This window comes from Micromonospora sp. bgisy143, from assembly GCF_057708145.1.
Window position 1 is genome coordinate 404,779 of record NZ_JBYIRN010000002.1, and the last position, 15,226, is coordinate 420,004.

The 15,226-nt window shown below is 71.2% G+C and carries 13 protein-coding genes; 10 read left to right on the forward strand and 3 right to left on the reverse strand.

Features of this window, described 5'->3' with window-relative positions; all coding sequences use genetic code 11:
- Nucleotides 1–3 precede the first annotated feature (3 nt).
- Nucleotides 4–999 carry an L-glyceraldehyde 3-phosphate reductase gene (mgrA, locus tag AC3EN4_RS04800; protein ID WP_435204700.1) on the forward strand — a complete coding sequence of 332 codons (996 nt, stop codon included), beginning with the start codon at nt 4–6 and terminating at the stop codon, nt 997–999.
- Nucleotides 1,000–1,023: 24 nt separating this feature from the next.
- Here mgrA and AC3EN4_RS04805 read toward each other — a convergent pair whose 3' ends face one another.
- Nucleotides 1,024–1,914: a lytic polysaccharide monooxygenase auxiliary activity family 9 protein gene (locus tag AC3EN4_RS04805; protein ID WP_435204701.1), complete on the reverse strand. Its 891-nt coding sequence runs from the start codon at nt 1,912–1,914 to the stop codon at nt 1,024–1,026.
- A 137-nt stretch (nt 1,915–2,051) separates the two neighbouring features.
- On the opposite strand from AC3EN4_RS04805, the gene AC3EN4_RS04810 reads away from it, so the two are divergent.
- Together AC3EN4_RS04810 and AC3EN4_RS04815 are read left to right on the forward strand one after the other, a co-directional pair.
- The gene (locus AC3EN4_RS04810) at nt 2,052–2,174 is read left to right on the forward strand and encodes a 50S ribosomal protein L36 (RefSeq protein ID WP_435204702.1); all 123 of its coding nucleotides are present in this window, start codon (nt 2,052–2,054) and stop codon (nt 2,172–2,174) included.
- A gap of 150 nt (nt 2,175–2,324) precedes the next feature.
- On the forward strand, nt 2,325–3,623 hold the full coding sequence (locus tag AC3EN4_RS04815) for a hypothetical protein (protein ID WP_435204703.1): 1,299 nt from the start codon (nt 2,325–2,327) through the stop codon (nt 3,621–3,623).
- Between the two features lie 50 nt (nt 3,624–3,673).
- Here the strand turns inward: AC3EN4_RS04815 and AC3EN4_RS04820 are convergent, their stop codons facing one another.
- The gene (locus AC3EN4_RS04820) at nt 3,674–5,056 is read right to left on the reverse strand and encodes a class I adenylate-forming enzyme family protein (protein ID WP_435204704.1); all 1,383 of its coding nucleotides are present in this window, start codon (nt 5,054–5,056) and stop codon (nt 3,674–3,676) included.
- Nucleotides 5,046–6,584 carry an NAD(P)-binding domain-containing protein gene (locus AC3EN4_RS04825; RefSeq protein WP_435204705.1) on the reverse strand — a complete coding sequence of 513 codons (1,539 nt, stop codon included), beginning with the start codon at nt 6,582–6,584 and terminating at the stop codon, nt 5,046–5,048. The genes AC3EN4_RS04820 and AC3EN4_RS04825 overlap by 11 nt, the downstream gene beginning before the upstream one ends.
- Before the next feature lie 63 nt (nt 6,585–6,647).
- Here AC3EN4_RS04825 and AC3EN4_RS04830 point away from each other — a divergent pair, with 63 nt between their 5' ends.
- The 7 genes from AC3EN4_RS04830 to AC3EN4_RS04860 all read left to right on the forward strand — a co-directional run bounded on the left by AC3EN4_RS04830 (nt 6,648) and on the right by AC3EN4_RS04860 (nt 15,222).
- Nucleotides 6,648–8,165 carry an aromatic amino acid ammonia-lyase gene (locus AC3EN4_RS04830; protein WP_435204706.1) on the forward strand — a complete coding sequence of 506 codons (1,518 nt, stop codon included), beginning with the start codon at nt 6,648–6,650 and terminating at the stop codon, nt 8,163–8,165.
- Complete coding sequence (locus AC3EN4_RS04835; RefSeq protein WP_435204859.1) at nt 8,158–9,720, forward strand: FAD-dependent oxidoreductase; 1,563 nt, start codon at nt 8,158–8,160, stop codon at nt 9,718–9,720. The genes AC3EN4_RS04830 and AC3EN4_RS04835 overlap by 8 nt, the downstream gene beginning before the upstream one ends.
- A 1-nt stretch (nt 9,721) precedes the next feature.
- The gene (locus AC3EN4_RS04840; protein WP_435204708.1) at nt 9,722–10,711 is read left to right on the forward strand and encodes an alpha-hydroxy acid oxidase; all 990 of its coding nucleotides are present in this window, start codon (nt 9,722–9,724) and stop codon (nt 10,709–10,711) included.
- Nucleotides 10,708–11,961, forward strand: coding sequence for a cytochrome P450 (locus tag AC3EN4_RS04845; protein WP_435204709.1), 1,254 nt, complete (start codon nt 10,708–10,710; stop codon nt 11,959–11,961). The genes AC3EN4_RS04840 and AC3EN4_RS04845 overlap by 4 nt, the downstream gene beginning before the upstream one ends.
- Nucleotides 11,958–13,217: a cation:proton antiporter gene (locus AC3EN4_RS04850; protein ID WP_435204710.1), complete on the forward strand. Its 1,260-nt coding sequence runs from the start codon at nt 11,958–11,960 to the stop codon at nt 13,215–13,217. Before AC3EN4_RS04845 ends, AC3EN4_RS04850 begins: the two co-directional genes overlap by 4 nt.
- A 71-nt stretch (nt 13,218–13,288) precedes the next feature.
- Complete coding sequence (locus AC3EN4_RS04855; protein WP_435204711.1) at nt 13,289–13,945, forward strand: response regulator transcription factor; 657 nt, start codon at nt 13,289–13,291, stop codon at nt 13,943–13,945.
- On the forward strand, nt 13,942–15,222 hold the full coding sequence (locus AC3EN4_RS04860; protein ID WP_435204713.1) for a sensor histidine kinase: 1,281 nt from the start codon (nt 13,942–13,944) through the stop codon (nt 15,220–15,222). The genes AC3EN4_RS04855 and AC3EN4_RS04860 overlap by 4 nt, the downstream gene beginning before the upstream one ends.
- Nucleotides 15,223–15,226 lie beyond the last annotated feature (4 nt).

The window sequence follows — 15,226 nt, forward strand, 5'->3', positions numbered from 1 at the left end:
CTCATGATCGTGACCTACCTCGCCGCGGAAGACCGCTACGACACCATGACCTACCGGCGCAGCGGACGCAGTGGCCTGCGGCTGCCCGCCGTCTCCCTCGGGCTCTGGCACAACTTCGGCCCGGACCGCCCGTACGAGCGCCAGCGGGACATCGTCCGGCGCGCGTTCGACCTCGGCGTCACCCACTTCGACCTGGCGAACAACTACGGCCCGCCGCCCGGTTCGGCGGAGGAGAACTTCGGCCGGATGCTCGCCACCGACCTGAAGCCGTACCGGGACGAGCTGATCATCTCCAGCAAGGCCGGCTATCTCATGTGGCCCGGCCCGTACGGCGAGTGGGGCTCGCGCAAGAACCTGATCTCGTCGCTCGACCAGTCGCTGCGTCGGATGGGCCTCGACTACGTCGACATCTTCTACTCGCACCGGTTCGACCCGGACACCCCGCTGGAAGAGACGATGGGCGCGCTGGACGCGATCGTCCGCTCCGGCAAGGCGCTCTACGTGGGCATCTCCAACTACAACTCGGAGCAGACCGCGCGGGCCGCGGCGATCCTGCGCGAGCTGGGCACGCCGCTGCTGATCAACCAGCCGTCGTACTCGATGCTCAACCGCTGGACCGAGGATGACGGCCTGCTCGACACGCTGGAGCAGGTCGGCGCGGGTTGCATCGCGTACAGCCCGCTCGCGCAGGGCCTGCTGACCGACCGGTACCTGAAGGGCATCCCGGCCGACTCGCGGGTGCGGACCAGCGTCTTCCTCAACGAGAGCGACCTCGGCGAGGAGAAGATGGCCACCATCCGGGGGCTCGGCGCGATCGCCGAGCGGCGCGGTCAGTCCCTGGCCCAGCTCGCGCTGGCCTGGGCGCTGCGCGACGCGCGGATGACCAGCCTCATCATCGGGGCGAGCAGCGTCGAGCAGTTGGAGACCAACGTCGCCGCCGTGCACAACCTCGACCTCGGCGCGGAGGACCTGACCGAGATCGACCGCCTGCTGGGCTGATCCTCGGATCGCGGGCGGGCCGGGTCACCAGATCCGGCGCCGCCCCGCCCGGTGGTTGCGCACCTCGCACCGTGGTCCCGTCGGGGCGACGGTGTCGCGCCGCCGCCGACCCACGCCGACCAGCACCGCCACGACCAGCACCACGGCGACGCCGGCCAGGACCGGCCACCGGCCGTCGAGGTCGCGCACCGACGCCACCGGCACGCCCGGGTCGGCCGCCGCCGCCACCGCCGACTCGGTGGCGACCGGCCGGCTCGCGGGGGTACGCGCCGACGCGCGCGTCCCGGTCCCGCCCGGGGCGGCGAAGACCACGTCCGAGCAGGAGTAGTAGGTGTCCGGGGTGTTGGAGTTCTGCCAGATCGTGTAGATCAGGTGCCGGCCGGTGCGGCCCGTCGGCAGTCGTCCGGCCAACTGGTACGCGCCGGCCCGCACCGGCGGGTCGGTCCGGGTCAGGAACGGACGCGGCTCCAGATCCGCCCAGGTCAGCCGCTTACGCGGGTCGTAGTCGGGCGTGGTGACGTAGAGCCGGAAGGTGCCCCGGTGCTCGATGGTGGTCCGGTATCGGAAGGTGAACGTCGCGCCGGTGGTCAACCGGGTGCTCGGCCAGTCGGTCCGGGGCAGGTCCAGCCCCCGGTACGCGGAGAGTCCCCCACTGCACAGCTCGCCGTCCGGGATCCGTTCCCGGTCCCGACCGTTGATGGCCGCGACGCGTACGTTGTCCCATTCCCGCACCGCCGCGCCGGCCGCCACGGCCGCCCGGCAGGCGTCGGTGGACGCGTACCGGCCCTCGGGCCCGCAGGCCGCCGCCCGGCTGACCGGGTCGGTGGGGGCGCCGTGCGCCCCTGCGGGCACCGCGCCCAGCGGTGCCGCCGCCACAGCGACCAGCACCACGACGAGCATCCGACGCACGCGCATGGCTTGACCTCCCGCCACTGGTACGGACGCGGGAGGTCAAAGGTTCGACGCCGGGAGGCCGGGAATCGCGGGGCGGTCCCCGGCGTTCCGATAACCGGTACCGATAGAGGCCAGACCCCCAGGCCGAGGAGGCAGACATGAAGGTACGTAGCTCGTTGCGTGCGCTCAAGCAGAAGCCCGCTTCGGTGGTGGTCCGTCGTCGCGGCCGGGTGGTCGTGGTGAACCGCGCGAACCCGCAGTGGAAGAGCCGCCAGGGCTGACCAACCCCATACCGGACATATCATCGACAACGCCCCGACCGGGATCATCCGGTCGGGGCGTTTCGCGTCTCGGTTCTCGCCGCGCGGAGCGGTCCGGTCGATGGCATCATGCCCCTTGATCAAGCATGTTCATCGATCGAGGGGGCGACGGTGCACGGAACAGAGAGAACAGCCAGCCGACGGCGTACGCGTCGGCTCGCCGCCGGTCTGGTCGGAGCGCTGGCCGTGCTGGCCGCCGTTCCGGCACCCGCGTGGGCGGCCACCTGGTCGCCGATCCAGGTGGTCTCGGAGGAGGGCTGGAGTGGGCTGGACCAGCCCTTCGTGGCGGTTGACCGGCAGGGCGACTCGCTGCTCGCCTGGGCTGGCTGCGACAACAACGCGAGCAGCTGCAACGACCAGGTGCAGGCACAGCTCGTCTCGGTCGACGGCACAGCCGGCCCGGTCCAGACGCTCTCGCCGCTCGGCCCGTCCGCCTTCTGGCCCAAGGTCGCGTCCGACGACGACGGTGACTCGGCGGTGGTGTGGACACAGGACGGCCTCGTGGCCGGCCGGCGGGTGTCCGCCAGCGGCGAACTGGGTCCGCTCCAGATGATCGCAACCTGGTACGGGGCCAGTCCGGCCGTCGCCGTCGACCCGTCGGGACTGGCGCTGGTCACCTGGACCGAGATCCGCGATGGCACGTACACGACGAAGGCCCGCTACTTCGGCGCGGACAGTTCCCTCGGCCCGGAGCTGACCCTCGGTGTCGGCGTGGACCAGCCGGTGGTGGGCATCGACCGCACCGGGACCGCCGTCGTCGCCTGGACGGAGAGCTACGAGCGGGTGGTCGCGCGCCGCGTGCGCCCGGAGGGGGTCGGGCCGCTGCGCGTCATCGCCGGGCGCGCCACCGACGTGCGGTACGCCAGTATCTCGCTCGCCGTTGACCGGGACGGCGACGCGGTGATCAGCTACCGGTGGTCGAAGGCGGGCGAGCCGCCGCGCCTGCGCGTGCGGCACCTCAGCCAGACCGACACGCTGGGCGGCGTCCTCAGCGTCTCGCCGGCCGCCCACGAGCTGAGCCTCTTCGACGAGCTCGCCGGGGACCAGGACGGCGACGCGGTGCTGACCTGGGGCCGCTGGACGCCCGACGGCACGCAGGTCTTCGCCCGCTCGATCTCCTCCACCGGCGTGCTCGGCACGGTCACCCGGCTCGGCGTCGGCGACTGGCCGAAGATCACCCTGGACGACGACGGCGACGGCCTGGTCACCTGGCAGGCACCCAGCCCGGACTTCTCGACCACTCAGGTGCACGCCCGGACGATCGGCTCGGACGGCACGGTCGGGGCGGACGAGACCATCACCCCGGACGGGCGGTACGCGCAGCCGGCGTCCAGCCCGACGGGCCGCTTCTCGGTGATCTGGCAGAAGGCCTCCTACGAGTACGACATCCGGGCGCGCTACGGTCAGTAGCCCGGCAGACGGTGCGACGCCCGGACCGGTCCCCCGGTCCGGGCGTCTCGCTATCGCAGCCGTCGAAGTCGACTCTTGTCGGGTTTGCCGCTGGCCGCGAGTGGGACCCGGTCGATGACCGTGACGGTGCGGGGCACCGCCAGCTCGCCCACCTGCACGGCCACGAGCTTGCGCAACAGGTCCGGATCGGGCGTCCGGTCGGCCGCCGGCACCACGAACGCGTGCACGGCCTCGCCGGTCATCTCGTCCGAATCCCCGACGACGTACGCCTCGGCGATCGCGGGGTCGGTGGCGAGTGCCCGCTCCACCACCCCGACGTGGACCAACTGCGCGTTGACGATGATTACGTCCCGGGTGCGCCCGAGCAGCCGCAGGTAACCGTTGGCGTCGAACTCCCCCAGGTCACGGGTCCGCACCCAGCCGTCCACGAACACCTCGGCCGACTCGTCCGGGTCCTGCCAGTACGACGACGCCTGCGTGGGTGTGCGGGCGTAGATCTCGCCGTCGCGAAGGGAGACCTCGACGGCCGGACGACCGACGGTGGCGAGCGTGGCGGGGTCGGCCAGCATCTCGGCGGGGGTCACCATCGAGATCATCGACGTCTCGGTCTGCCCGTAGCCGTGGAAGAGCACCGGACCCAGCACGTCGAGCGCCTCCGCCAGGCGGCCCGGCGCAAGTGGCGACCCGGAGACCATCAGCGCCCGCAGGTGCCGCAGGTCCACCGGGTGGGAGCGCTGGTCCCGAATCAGTTGGTACAGCTTGCCGACCGTGATCACGCTCGCCGTGGCCCGGTGCTCGACCAGGGCGTCCGGGAAGACCGGCCGGGGCGCCACGACGAGGGTGCCGCCCGCCACGAGGGCGAGGATGCCGTACTCCAGCATCACCTGACTGGCCAGCGATCCGAAGACCAGGTAACGCTGCATCCGGGTGGCCAGTTCGGCGATGGCTGGCGGCCACCGGTCCGGATAGGGGACCCAGGACGCCGACATGGCCGCGTACGTCTGCACCACACCCTTCGGAGTTCCGGTGCTCCCACTGGTCCAGATGATCCGTGCGGGATCCTCGGCCCGTCCCGCCGCGACGAGTGGCAGCCCGTCGTCCGGCTGCTCGACGAACGAGGCCAGCCGGGCCGGGTCGACCACGAGGGCGCCGGACAGTTGCGTCGGGCTCAGGTCGGCACGCCACCCGGACACCCGCGCCCCCACGGCGAAGGCGGCAACCGTGGCGGCGAAGGCGATGGCGTCGACCGGCAGGTCGAGCGTGACACCCACTCCGGGCCCCGCGCCGGACGAGCGCAGCCCGGCCGCGATGCGCCGGACGAGGCCCGCCATCTCCGACGCGGTCGTGACGACCGACCCGTCCTCGAAGACCGGCCGGTCCCCGCCGCTCGCCAGGAGGTCGAGGACGGGCTGCGGCCAGACGTCAGCGGGCATCGGCGAGGACACCCTTGACGAACACCTCGAGGGGTTGTTGGTGCACGGTCGGCAGGTTCCAGGTGTTCTCAAGGTTCTCCGCCAGGTGGTGCTCGGCGACGACCTGCCCGTCGCGCCACACCCGCACCACGGGGTGGAGATAGGTGGCGTCGTGGGCGGCCGTCGCGTCGTTCTCGGCCGGGCGCGGCACGGTGATGTCGAACGGGTCGACATGGTCGTGGTCGGGGCCGTACTCGAGGGTGACCACGAACGCGAACACGTCCGGCTCCGCGTCCCGTAGGTAGGCGACCGGCACCTCCTCGCGGTAGCGGGCGACCTCGTCCTGGACGGTGATGACGTCGCCGAGCACGGCGAACTGCTGCCACAACGCCGAGGTCACGTTGATCCGGGCGATGATCGAGGCAGCGATCGCCTCCGGCGTCAGCGGAATCCGCCGGGACGGCCAGGGCTCGCCGTGGTGCCGCTGGCGCAGGATGTGGTGCAGCGCGCGGGTGGCGTAGCGGAAGCCGTGGATGAAGCCGTTCGTGGATTTCTTGAAGTCCCGCTGCTGGCTGAGGGTGCCGGCGAAGTAGAGGCCGGGAACGTTCACCGACTCGAAGGCCGACGTCTGTGCCGGGAACCGGTCGTTGATGACCAACTCCGGCCGGGCCGACTCGGCGAAGAGGGAGTCGTCGAAGCGGAAGCCGGTGCAGAGGATGACCCGGTCGTACTCGAGTTCCCGCAGATTCTCGACCGTCCGGGCGTACCGGAAGAGCACCCGGAAACCGCCGCCCTCCCGCTGACTGATCCGCTCCACCGTGCCGTCCAGGACGGCGTTCTGCGACTTCAACTGATAGGTGTCCAGGAAGTTGTTGTTCACCGCGCGCAGGTGCCCGACGTAATGGGTCTGCCAGGCCAGCTTGATGGAGTGCGGCCCGGCGACATGAATCGTCGCGGCGGTCTCGATCAGCGCGTCCGCGGTCTCGAATGCCGAGTTGCCCTTGCCGACGATCAACACCCGCTGGTTGACGAAATCGGCGGGGTCGACGCTCACCGTGTCGTAACGCTCCACCAGGTCCACGCCCTCGATCGGCGGCACGTAGAGCTGGGAGACACCGGTGGCGACGATGACCCTCCGCGCCTCGAAGACCTGGTCGCCGGCCCGCACCGTGAACACGTCACCGGCCTTCGACACCGCTGTCACCCGGGTGTCGTAACGAACGCGCAGACCCCGCGCGAAGTCGCCGAGATAGCGTACGAGATCGTCCGCGGCCGGGAAGTAGCGCGTGCTGTAGTTCTTGAAGAGCAGCGCCGGATCGTCGGACAGCAGCGAGTTCCAGTCCGACCGTAGATTGAACTCCGGGTCCTCCGAGCCGGTCCACACCTTGTTGATCGAGATCAACTGGCGGTGCCGGGGATAGGTCTCGAAGAACATGCCCGGCCGGGGACCACCCTCCAGCACCACATAGTCGTGACCGTCGCGCTCCAACAGGGCCGCGAGCTGCAATCCCGCCGGTCCGGCTCCGATGATCAGGCAATCGTGCGTCATGCGGCGCAATGTACTGAGGCGATTTCAGAGCGCTCTGAGAAACTGTTCCTAGCATCCGCTGCCATGACGATTCAGGTGGATCTGGCAGCACCGCTGCACCCCGCCGACCTGCGCCGCGCGGCCGGGCCGGTGACGCTCGTGATCAGTGACGAGGTGCGCGGCCGGGTGACGAACGGCCGGACGTTCCTCGGCAAGGCACTCGGCGACGATCGGGCCATCTACGGCGCCACCACCGGCTTCGGGGCGCTAGTGGGGTACGCGGGCCGAGCCGACCAACGCGACCAGGCCGACAACACCCTCGCCCACCTCGGCGCGGGTCAGGGACCCGACCTCGCCCCGGATGTCGTACGCGCGACCCTGCTGGTCCGCGCCTGGTCCCTGGCCCGGGGCGCGTCCGGGGTCTCGCCACATGTGATCGACGCGCTGGCGGCCATGCTCGGCACGACGTTCACGCCGGCGATGCCCCGGCTCGGCTCGGTGGGCGCCAGCGGTGACCTGATCCCGCTCGGCGCCGCCGCCAACGCGCTGCGCGGGCGTGGACACGCCTATCTGGACGGCGTCCGGATGCCCGCTGCGGAGGCCCTGGCGAAGGCCGGGTTGGAGCCGCTGCCGCTCGACGGCCGGGACGCGCTCGCGCTCGTCAACGGCACGTCGCTGACCACCGCCGCGCTGACCCTCGCCCTGGACCGGGTCCGCACCTCGCACCGGGTGGTGCAGACGCTGAGCTGCCTCCTCGCCGACCTGCTCGGCAGCGATCCGCAGTTCCTCGACCCCGCCCTCCTGGACGCCTACGGCCATCGGGGCGCCGTCGACGTCGGTACCGCGATGCGGGCGACCTGCGCCGGCCTGCGGCCGTCCGGCAGCAGACCCCTGCAGGAGCCGTACAGCATCCGCTGCGCGCCGCAGTTGCTCGGGGCGGCCGAGGACGCCCTGCGCTACGCCGACGGCGTCGTGGCGGCCGACCTCGGCGCGGTGAGTGACAATCCGCTGTTCTTTCCGGACGACGACAAGGTCGTGCACGGCGGCAACTTCTTCGGTCAGCCCGCCGCCTTCGCCGCCGACGTCCTGTCCATGGTGATCGCCCAGGTCGGCAACCTCGCCGAGCGACAGCTCGACCTGCTGGTGGATCCGGGCCGCAACGGCGGACTGCCGCCGATGCTCGCGGCGGGGCCGGGCCAGCAGCACGGGCTGCAGGGCGTCCAACTCGCGTCGACGGCGCTCATCACCGAGATCAGGCGGGACACCGTACCCGCGAGCGCCCAGAGCCTCCCCACCAACCTGCACAACCAGGACGTCATCCCGCTCGGCACGCAGGCCGCGCTGCGCGCCCTGGACCAGGCGGAACTCCTGCGCCTGATCACCGGTTCGCTCGCGCTGGGGCTACGCCAGGCGGTGCACGTGGGGGCGCGCCGGCCCACGGCGGTGGGCTGCGACCGGGCCCTGCGGGCGCTGGAGGAGGCGATCCCACCGATCGACCCGGACCGGCCGCTGGACGGGGACGTGCGAACGGCGGCCGCGATCGTGGAAGAACTTGAAAAATCTCTGAATTCCCACTCGTACGGTGAGCGCCGTGATGCTTGATTACCTGATCATCGGGGCCGGTCCGGCCGGTCTTCAGCTCGCCGCCCTGTTCGAGGCCGACGGCACGCGCGACTATCTGGTGCTGGAGGGCGCCGACGGGCCGGGCGCCTTCTTCGCCACCTATCCGCGGCACCGCACACTCATTTCGATCAACAAACCGCACACCGGCACGGACGATCCCGAACTGAATCTGCGGCTCGACTGGAACTCCCTGCTCACCGACGATCCGGCGCTGCTGTTCACGCAGTACACCGAGCGGTACTTCCCGGACGCCGACGTGATGGTGCGGTACCTCGCGGACTTCGCCGCCAAGACGGGCGTCAAGGTCAGGTACGGCACCCGGGTGACCCGGGTGTCCAAGCACGACGACGTGTTCACGGTCGAGGCCGGCGACCAGCGCTGGGAGGCCCGCGCGGTGATCGTCGCCACCGGCGTCTCGAAGACCTACGAGCCGGACATCCCCGGGTTCGAACTGGCCGAGGGGTACGACGTGATGAGCGTCGAGCCACGCGACTACCTCGACCAGAAGGTGCTGATCATCGGCAAGGGCAATTCCGCCTTCGAGACCGCCGACAACCTCATGGAGACCACCACGCTGATCCACGTCGCCGGGCCCAGCTCGGTCCGGATGGCGTGGCGTACCCACTACGTCGGGCACCTGCGCGCGGTGAACAACAACTTCCTCGACACCTATCAGCTCAAGTCGGCGAACGCGATCCTCGACGGCACGATCAAGAGCATCGAGCGCGACGGTACGGGCTACAAGGTCACGTTCAGCTTCTCCCGGGCGAACGAGGTCGTGAAGGAACTGCACTACGACCGGGTGCTGGCGTGTACGGGATTCCGGTTCGACGACTCGATTTTCGACTCCTCGGCCCGGCCCCGACTCGCGATCAGGGACCGGTTCCCGGCACAGACCGAAGCGTGGGAGTCGGTGAACGTGCCGGGGCTGTTCTTCGCCGGAACGATCTCGCAGGAACGCGACTTCAAGAAGTCCACGAGCGGTTTCGTGCACGGCTTCCGCTACGCCGTACGGGCACTGCACCGGATCCTCGCCCGTCGGTACGACGCCACGGAGTGGCCGTCGAACAAGCTCGCGGCCGAGCCGGCGGCCATGACCGCGGCCGTCGTCGAGCGGGTCAACCGCAGCTCGGCCCTGTGGCAGCAGTTCGGGTTCCTCGCCGACGTGCTCACCGTCGCCGGAGCAGAGGCCCGCTACCACGAGGAGGTGCCGGTGGACTATTTCGTGTCGACCGGCCTGCGCACCGCCGACCACGAGTACGACCAGGCCTTCGTCGTCACGCTGGAGTACGGGCCCGACCACGACCAGGTCGACCCGTTCGACATCACCGTGTCCCGGGTCGCCCAGGATGCCGTCGGGCAGGCGCACGACGCGGCGTACCTGCACCCGGTGGTCCGTCACCACCGCGACGGCAAGGTGATCGGCACGCACCACCTCGCCGAGAACCTGGAGAACCGGTGGGATCGGCCCGACGTCCACGTACGGCCGCTGGAGGAGTTCATCCGCCGTTGCCTGTCCGGTGCCGAGGGCTGACATGGACCCCGTCCACCGGGACTTCTTCGAGGGCGGTGCCGGGCGGGAGCGCACCCTGGCCGCCAACGAGGAGGCCTTCGCGCGACGGTGGCTCGTGCCACGGGTGCTCCGGGCGACCGGCGAGCGCGACCTACGGACCGAGGTGGCCGGCACCCGCCTCACCGCACCGGTGCTGGTCGCTCCGACGGCCTTCCATCGGCTCGCGCACCGCGACGGCGAGGCGGCCACCGCGCGGGGGGCCGCGGCGGCCGGCACGGCGATGGTGGTGAGCATGGCGGCAACCCAGCCGGTCGAGGAGATCGCGGCGGCGGGCGGCACGCTCTGGTTTCAGCTGTACCCGCAACCCGACCTCGACTTCACCGAGTACGTGGTGAAGCGGGCCGAGTCGGCGGGCTGCCAGGCGCTGGTGGTGACGGTGGACTCCCCGGTGTTCGGGCGGCGCGAGCGGGACCTGCGCAACGGCTTCACGGACCTGCCGCCCGGCTACGCCTGCGAGAACATGCGTGACGCGGCCGGCCGGGTGCGCCCGATCGCGATGGACGCGACGGCGGGGTGGGATCGGATCGCGTGGCTGCGCGGTGTCACGGGACTACCGATCCTGCTCAAGGGCATCCTGCATCCCGCTGATGCCCGCCTCGCGGTCGAGCACGGCGCCGCCGGCGTGATCGTGTCCAACCACGGCGGACGACAGCTCGACGGGGCGGTCCCCACGCTCGACGCGCTGCCCTCGGTGGTGGCAGCCGTGCAGGGGCGGCTTCCGGTGCTGCTCGACGGAGGTGTGCGCAGCGGCGGCGACGTGGTGATCGCGCTGGCGCTTGGGGCGCGGGCGGTGCTGGTGGGGCGTCCGGTGGTACGAGGTCTCGCGGCGGGCGGGTCGGTGGGCGTACGGCAGGTTCTCGAACGACTCACCACCGAGCTGGATGAGGCACTCGCCCTGACCGGAGCGCGGCGACCGGCCGACCTGACGCCCGATCTGGTGGTGACCCGGTGAAGGCCGTGGTCGACCTCCGGGAGTGGATCTTCGAGCGGGTCAACGGGACCGAGGGCATCCCGGTGCCCGGGCCGCTGGTGGGGCCGGAGGACTTCGAGCGGGTCTACAGCGATCCGGCCGCCGACGGGCGCAGCCGTGGGGCGGGCCTGTCGGACCTCTTCTGGTACTGGCTCGCGCCCGGTCCGCAGATGCACCAGGAGCACCTCGAGCCTGGCGAGCGGTACAAGACGGTCGCGCGGACGACCCGACGGGTGCTCGCCCGCTCGCACGCGCGCTCCGAGGAGCTGGTGACGGCCGCGACCCGGCGGATCCTCGACGCGCTCCCGGCCGACCGGATCAGCCACGTACGGCTACGTGACCTGATGATGCCGATCTGGGCCGAGGTCTCGTACGAGGTGGTGTTCGACGCGCCGTGCCCACGCGACGTCCGCGATCTCATCGTGGCGAACGCGGACGACGTGGCCACCGCACTGAAGGGGATGAGTCTGCGGCACATGTCCCGGCGGCTTCGGCTGACCCGCTACCTGCTGGACCGGATCGAGGCGGGGACGTGCCCGGTCGTGCTGCCGCCACCGTTCACCGCCCAGGAGACCGCCTGGTACGTGCACGGCACGTTCTTCACCACGGCGGTGGTGCAGATGTCGGAGGCCATGGCGCACATCCTGCTGTGCGCCGGGGACGTCACGGACACGTCGGACTCATCGCTCGACCGGGTCATCGACGAGGCGCTCCGGGTGCACCCCCTCTTCGGCATCGCGCACCGGATCACCTCCGGACCCATCACGGTGGGAGATCACGTCCTGCGCACCGGATCGGTGCTGCTCTTCAACTACCGGGCCTACCACCGCACCGGTCCCGCCGCCGACGACGAGTTCGACCCGGACCGCTGGCTGTCGTTGCGTCGACAGGACGCCCACTTCATCCCGTACGGCGTGACCGCCAACCGGGCCTGTCCGGCGCGCGGCTCGGCGCCCGTCCAGCTCCGCGCGGCGACCCGGGAGGTGCTGCGGCGCTTCTCGGTCAGCTCCTCGGCAGCGCACACCCGTTCGCTGCCCAGCCGCGGTCCGGCGTACCTGACGCCCCGGGGCCTCCCCGGCCCCGGCCGCGGACGGCTCGCCCTGATGCGGCAGCGCGACCGACTCTTCGACGTGGGCCGCTCGGTCAAGCAGCTGGTGTGCGGGACGTGGATGGTCGTCGACGCCCGACGACAGAAATTGTGCACCCGATTCTTCGAGGAGGCCGGCTCATGACGCCCACCGAACTCGCCCCGCGGTTCTTCATCGCGGTCGCGGTCATTCTGCTCTTCTGCAAGCTCGTCGCCTGGCTCCTCGGCAAGGTGGGCCAGCCCCCCGTCGTGAGCGAGATGCTCGCCGGGGTGCTGCTCGGCCCCTCGCTGCTCGGCCTGCTCTGGCCGGACGCGCAGGCCGCCCTCTTCCCCGCGCCGCTGCTGCCGATCCTGTACGTGGTCGGCCAGGTCGGCCTGGTGCTGTTCATGTTCCAGGCCGGGTACGCCTTCACCTCCCACCGGCTGACCAACCTCGCCGGCACGGCGGGAGCGGTGTCGCTCGCCGGCGTCGCCGCGCCGCTGGCGCTGGGCGTCCTGCTGGTGCTGGGCGTGGCGGGCTTCGTACCGATCCGCGCGGACGACGTGTCGCTCGGTGTGTCCGCGGCGTTCGTCGGCGTGGCGCTGGCGATCACCGCCTTCCCGATGCTTGCCCGGATCATCACCGAGCGCGGCCAGACGGGCACCCGGCACGGGATGCTCGCCCTGGCCAGCGGGGCGATCGACGACATGGTCGCGTGGATCATGCTGGCGGTGGTGCTGGCGTTCGCCTCGGGCGCCGCCGGCCCGGCCCTGGTCACCGCCGGTGGCGCGGTGCTGTTCGGGGTGGTGCTGTGGCTGGGCGGGCGGCGGGTGACCGGCTACGTGATGGGGTTCCCGGGCGACCGTGCGCGGCTGCTCGGCACGGTCGCGCTGCTCTTCCTGGTCGCCTGGTACACCGACGAGATCGGGCTCTACGCGGTCTTCGGCGCCTTCGCGGTCGGCGTGGTGATGCCGCACTCCGAACAGACCGACAAGGTGGTCGACACGTTGTCGCCGATCGCCGCGACGGTGTTCCTGCCGCTGTTCTTCACCTACTCCGGGCTGCGGACCGAGTTCGCGCTGTTGGGCGATCCGGCCGTACTGGGATTCGCCGCCGCCTGTGTGACGGTGGCGATCGTCGGCAAGTACGGCGCCTGCTGGGCCGCGGCCCGGATGCGCGGTGAGCCGAACTGGGTCGCACTACGCGTCGGCGCTCTCATGAACGCCCGGGGTCTGATGCAGCTGATCGCGCTCAACGTGGGTCTGGAGGCGGGCATCGTGAATCCGTCGCTGTTCACGGTGTTGGTGCTGGTCGCGCTCGTCACGACGCTGATGACGACGCCGCTGCTGAGCTGGATCGAGCGGCGCGAGGCCCGCACTCGCGTCCCCGCGCCGGCCCTCGTGACCGCCGGGAGCCGGTAGATTGTTTGTTTGAGGCGACAAGTTTTCCGGAACATAGAGACATGTCGATGTGTCGGTGTCACTATCTACCCATGACCCGACTCCTGCTCGTCGAGGACGACTCGGAGCTCCGCGGAATGGTGGCCGAGACGCTGACCGGCGAGGGATACGTCGTCGACCAGGCCCCCGACGGGCAGCGCGGCCTGCATCTGGGGCTCACCCGGCCGTACGACGTGATGGTGATCGACCGACGCCTACCCGCCCTCGACGGGCTGGACCTGGTCGTCCGGCTGCGATCCCGGGCGGTGGCCGCCCGGGCGCTGCTGCTGACCGCGCTCGGCACCGTCGAGGACCGGGTCGCCGGCCTCGACGCGGGCGCCGACGACTACCTGACGAAGCCCTTCGACCTGGACGAGCTGAGCGCCCGCGTCCGGGCACTCTGCCGCCGGATCACCGACTCCACCGAGGTGCTGCGGTTCGGGTCGGGCCAGCTCGACCTCGCCGCGCGCGACGCCGTCCTGCCCGACGGCACCCGGATCGCCCTCTCCGCGCGCGAGTTCGAGCTGCTCCGGGTCCTCGCGGCCCGGCCGCTCGCCGTCCACTCCCGCTCGGAGCTGCGCAGCCGGGTCTTCGACGAGGCGGCCGCGGCGTCCCTGGTCGACACGTACGTCTATTACCTGCGTCGCAAGCTCGGCCGCTCGGTGATCCGGACCGTCCACGGTCTCGGCTACCGGCTGGGAACTCTGTGAGCTCCGAGGACGCCATACTGCGCCGGGCCAGGACGCGGGTCAGCCTGCTCGTCGGACTCACCATGACGGCACTGCTCGCCCTGGGCGCCGCCATCTCGTACACCGCCCTGCTGCACAACCAGCAGGGACAGATCGAGCGAGAGCTCAGCTACGGCGTGGTCCACGGCACCATCAACGGACCGCCGGCCTGTAGTTGGATCATCCTGTACGACGGCGGCCGCATCGACCTCGGCCGCAACCCACCCCCGCCGGGCTTCCCGCTGCGGTCCGCCATCGACGCGGCGGCCGTCGATCGACAGGTCCACAGCGACAAGGTCGAACGCAACGGCACGACGTACTACGTCCGCACCCAGCCCCGCGGCACGGGAGTCGTGCAAGCGGTGTTCGACGCGCGTTTCCAGCTCTCCGACCGGCGGCACCTGCTCGCCGCCTTCCTCCTCGCCGCCGTCGTCGGCCTCGCCGCGGCCGCGCTCACCGGCATCGCCGTGGGCCGCCGAGCCGTGGCGCCGCTCGCCGAGGCGCTCGGCCGGCAACGCCGGTTCGTCGCCGACGCCAGCCACGAGTTGCGCACCCCCATCGCCCAGGTCCATACCCGCGCCCAGATCCTGGCCCGCCGCGCCGGTGCCGACCGTGCCGACTACGACCGCCTGATCGAGACCACCGGCCGCCTCGGTGAAATCGTCGACGAGTTGCTGCTCTCCGCCCGCCTCGCCGCCACCCCGGTCGACCGGCACCCCTCCGAGCCCGTCAACCTGGCCCTGCTCACCGCGCAGGCCGTCGACTGCGAGGCCGACCGTGCCGCCGAGCAGGGTGTCCAGCTGCACATGAGCGTCCCGGACACCCCGGTTCTCGTCTGCGGCATCGCCTCGGCCCTGCGCCGCGTGGTCGGCGAACTGCTCGCCAACGCCCTCACCCACACCCCGAGCGGCGGTCGCATCGACGTCGCCCTGCACACCTCCCGCCGGGGTGCGGACCTGGTGATCACGGACAGCGGCGCCGGCTTCGACCCCGCCGACGCGGCACACCTCTTCGACCGCTTCCACCGCGGTGCCGGGGCTGCGGACCGCCGCTTCGGTCTGGGCCTGGCCCTGGTGAGGGAGGTGGTCACCAGCCACGGCGGGACGATCTCCACCGACAGCAGGCCCGGCGCCGGGGCGACCTTCACCGTCCGGCTACCGACGGTGCCGCCTCGGGCTCCCCTGACCGCCTCGATCGGGCGAGATGTCCGACCCGAAACAGGAAAGCGGCCCGATCGGTATTCCCGACCAGGCCGCTGACCTG

Coding starts and splice junctions, on each gene's coding strand:
- AC3EN4_RS04820 (WP_435204704.1), bottom strand. CDS start 5,056: ATGCCCGCTGACGTCTGGCCGCAGCCCGTCCTCGACCTCCTGGCGAGC.
- AC3EN4_RS04850 (WP_435204710.1), top strand. CDS start 11,958: ATGACGCCCACCGAACTCGCCCCGCGGTTCTTCATCGCGGTCGCGGTC.
- AC3EN4_RS04835 (WP_435204859.1), top strand. CDS start 8,158: ATGCTTGATTACCTGATCATCGGGGCCGGTCCGGCCGGTCTTCAGCTC.
- AC3EN4_RS04855 (WP_435204711.1), top strand. CDS start 13,289: ATGACCCGACTCCTGCTCGTCGAGGACGACTCGGAGCTCCGCGGAATG.
- mgrA (WP_435204700.1), top strand. CDS start 4: ATGATCGTGACCTACCTCGCCGCGGAAGACCGCTACGACACCATGACC.
- AC3EN4_RS04830 (WP_435204706.1), top strand. CDS start 6,648: ATGACGATTCAGGTGGATCTGGCAGCACCGCTGCACCCCGCCGACCTG.
- AC3EN4_RS04810 (WP_435204702.1), top strand. CDS start 2,052: ATGAAGGTACGTAGCTCGTTGCGTGCGCTCAAGCAGAAGCCCGCTTCG.
- AC3EN4_RS04805 (WP_435204701.1), bottom strand. CDS start 1,914: ATGCGCGTGCGTCGGATGCTCGTCGTGGTGCTGGTCGCTGTGGCGGCG.
- AC3EN4_RS04840 (WP_435204708.1), top strand. CDS start 9,722: ATGGACCCCGTCCACCGGGACTTCTTCGAGGGCGGTGCCGGGCGGGAG.
- AC3EN4_RS04825 (WP_435204705.1), bottom strand. CDS start 6,584: ATGACGCACGATTGCCTGATCATCGGAGCCGGACCGGCGGGATTGCAG.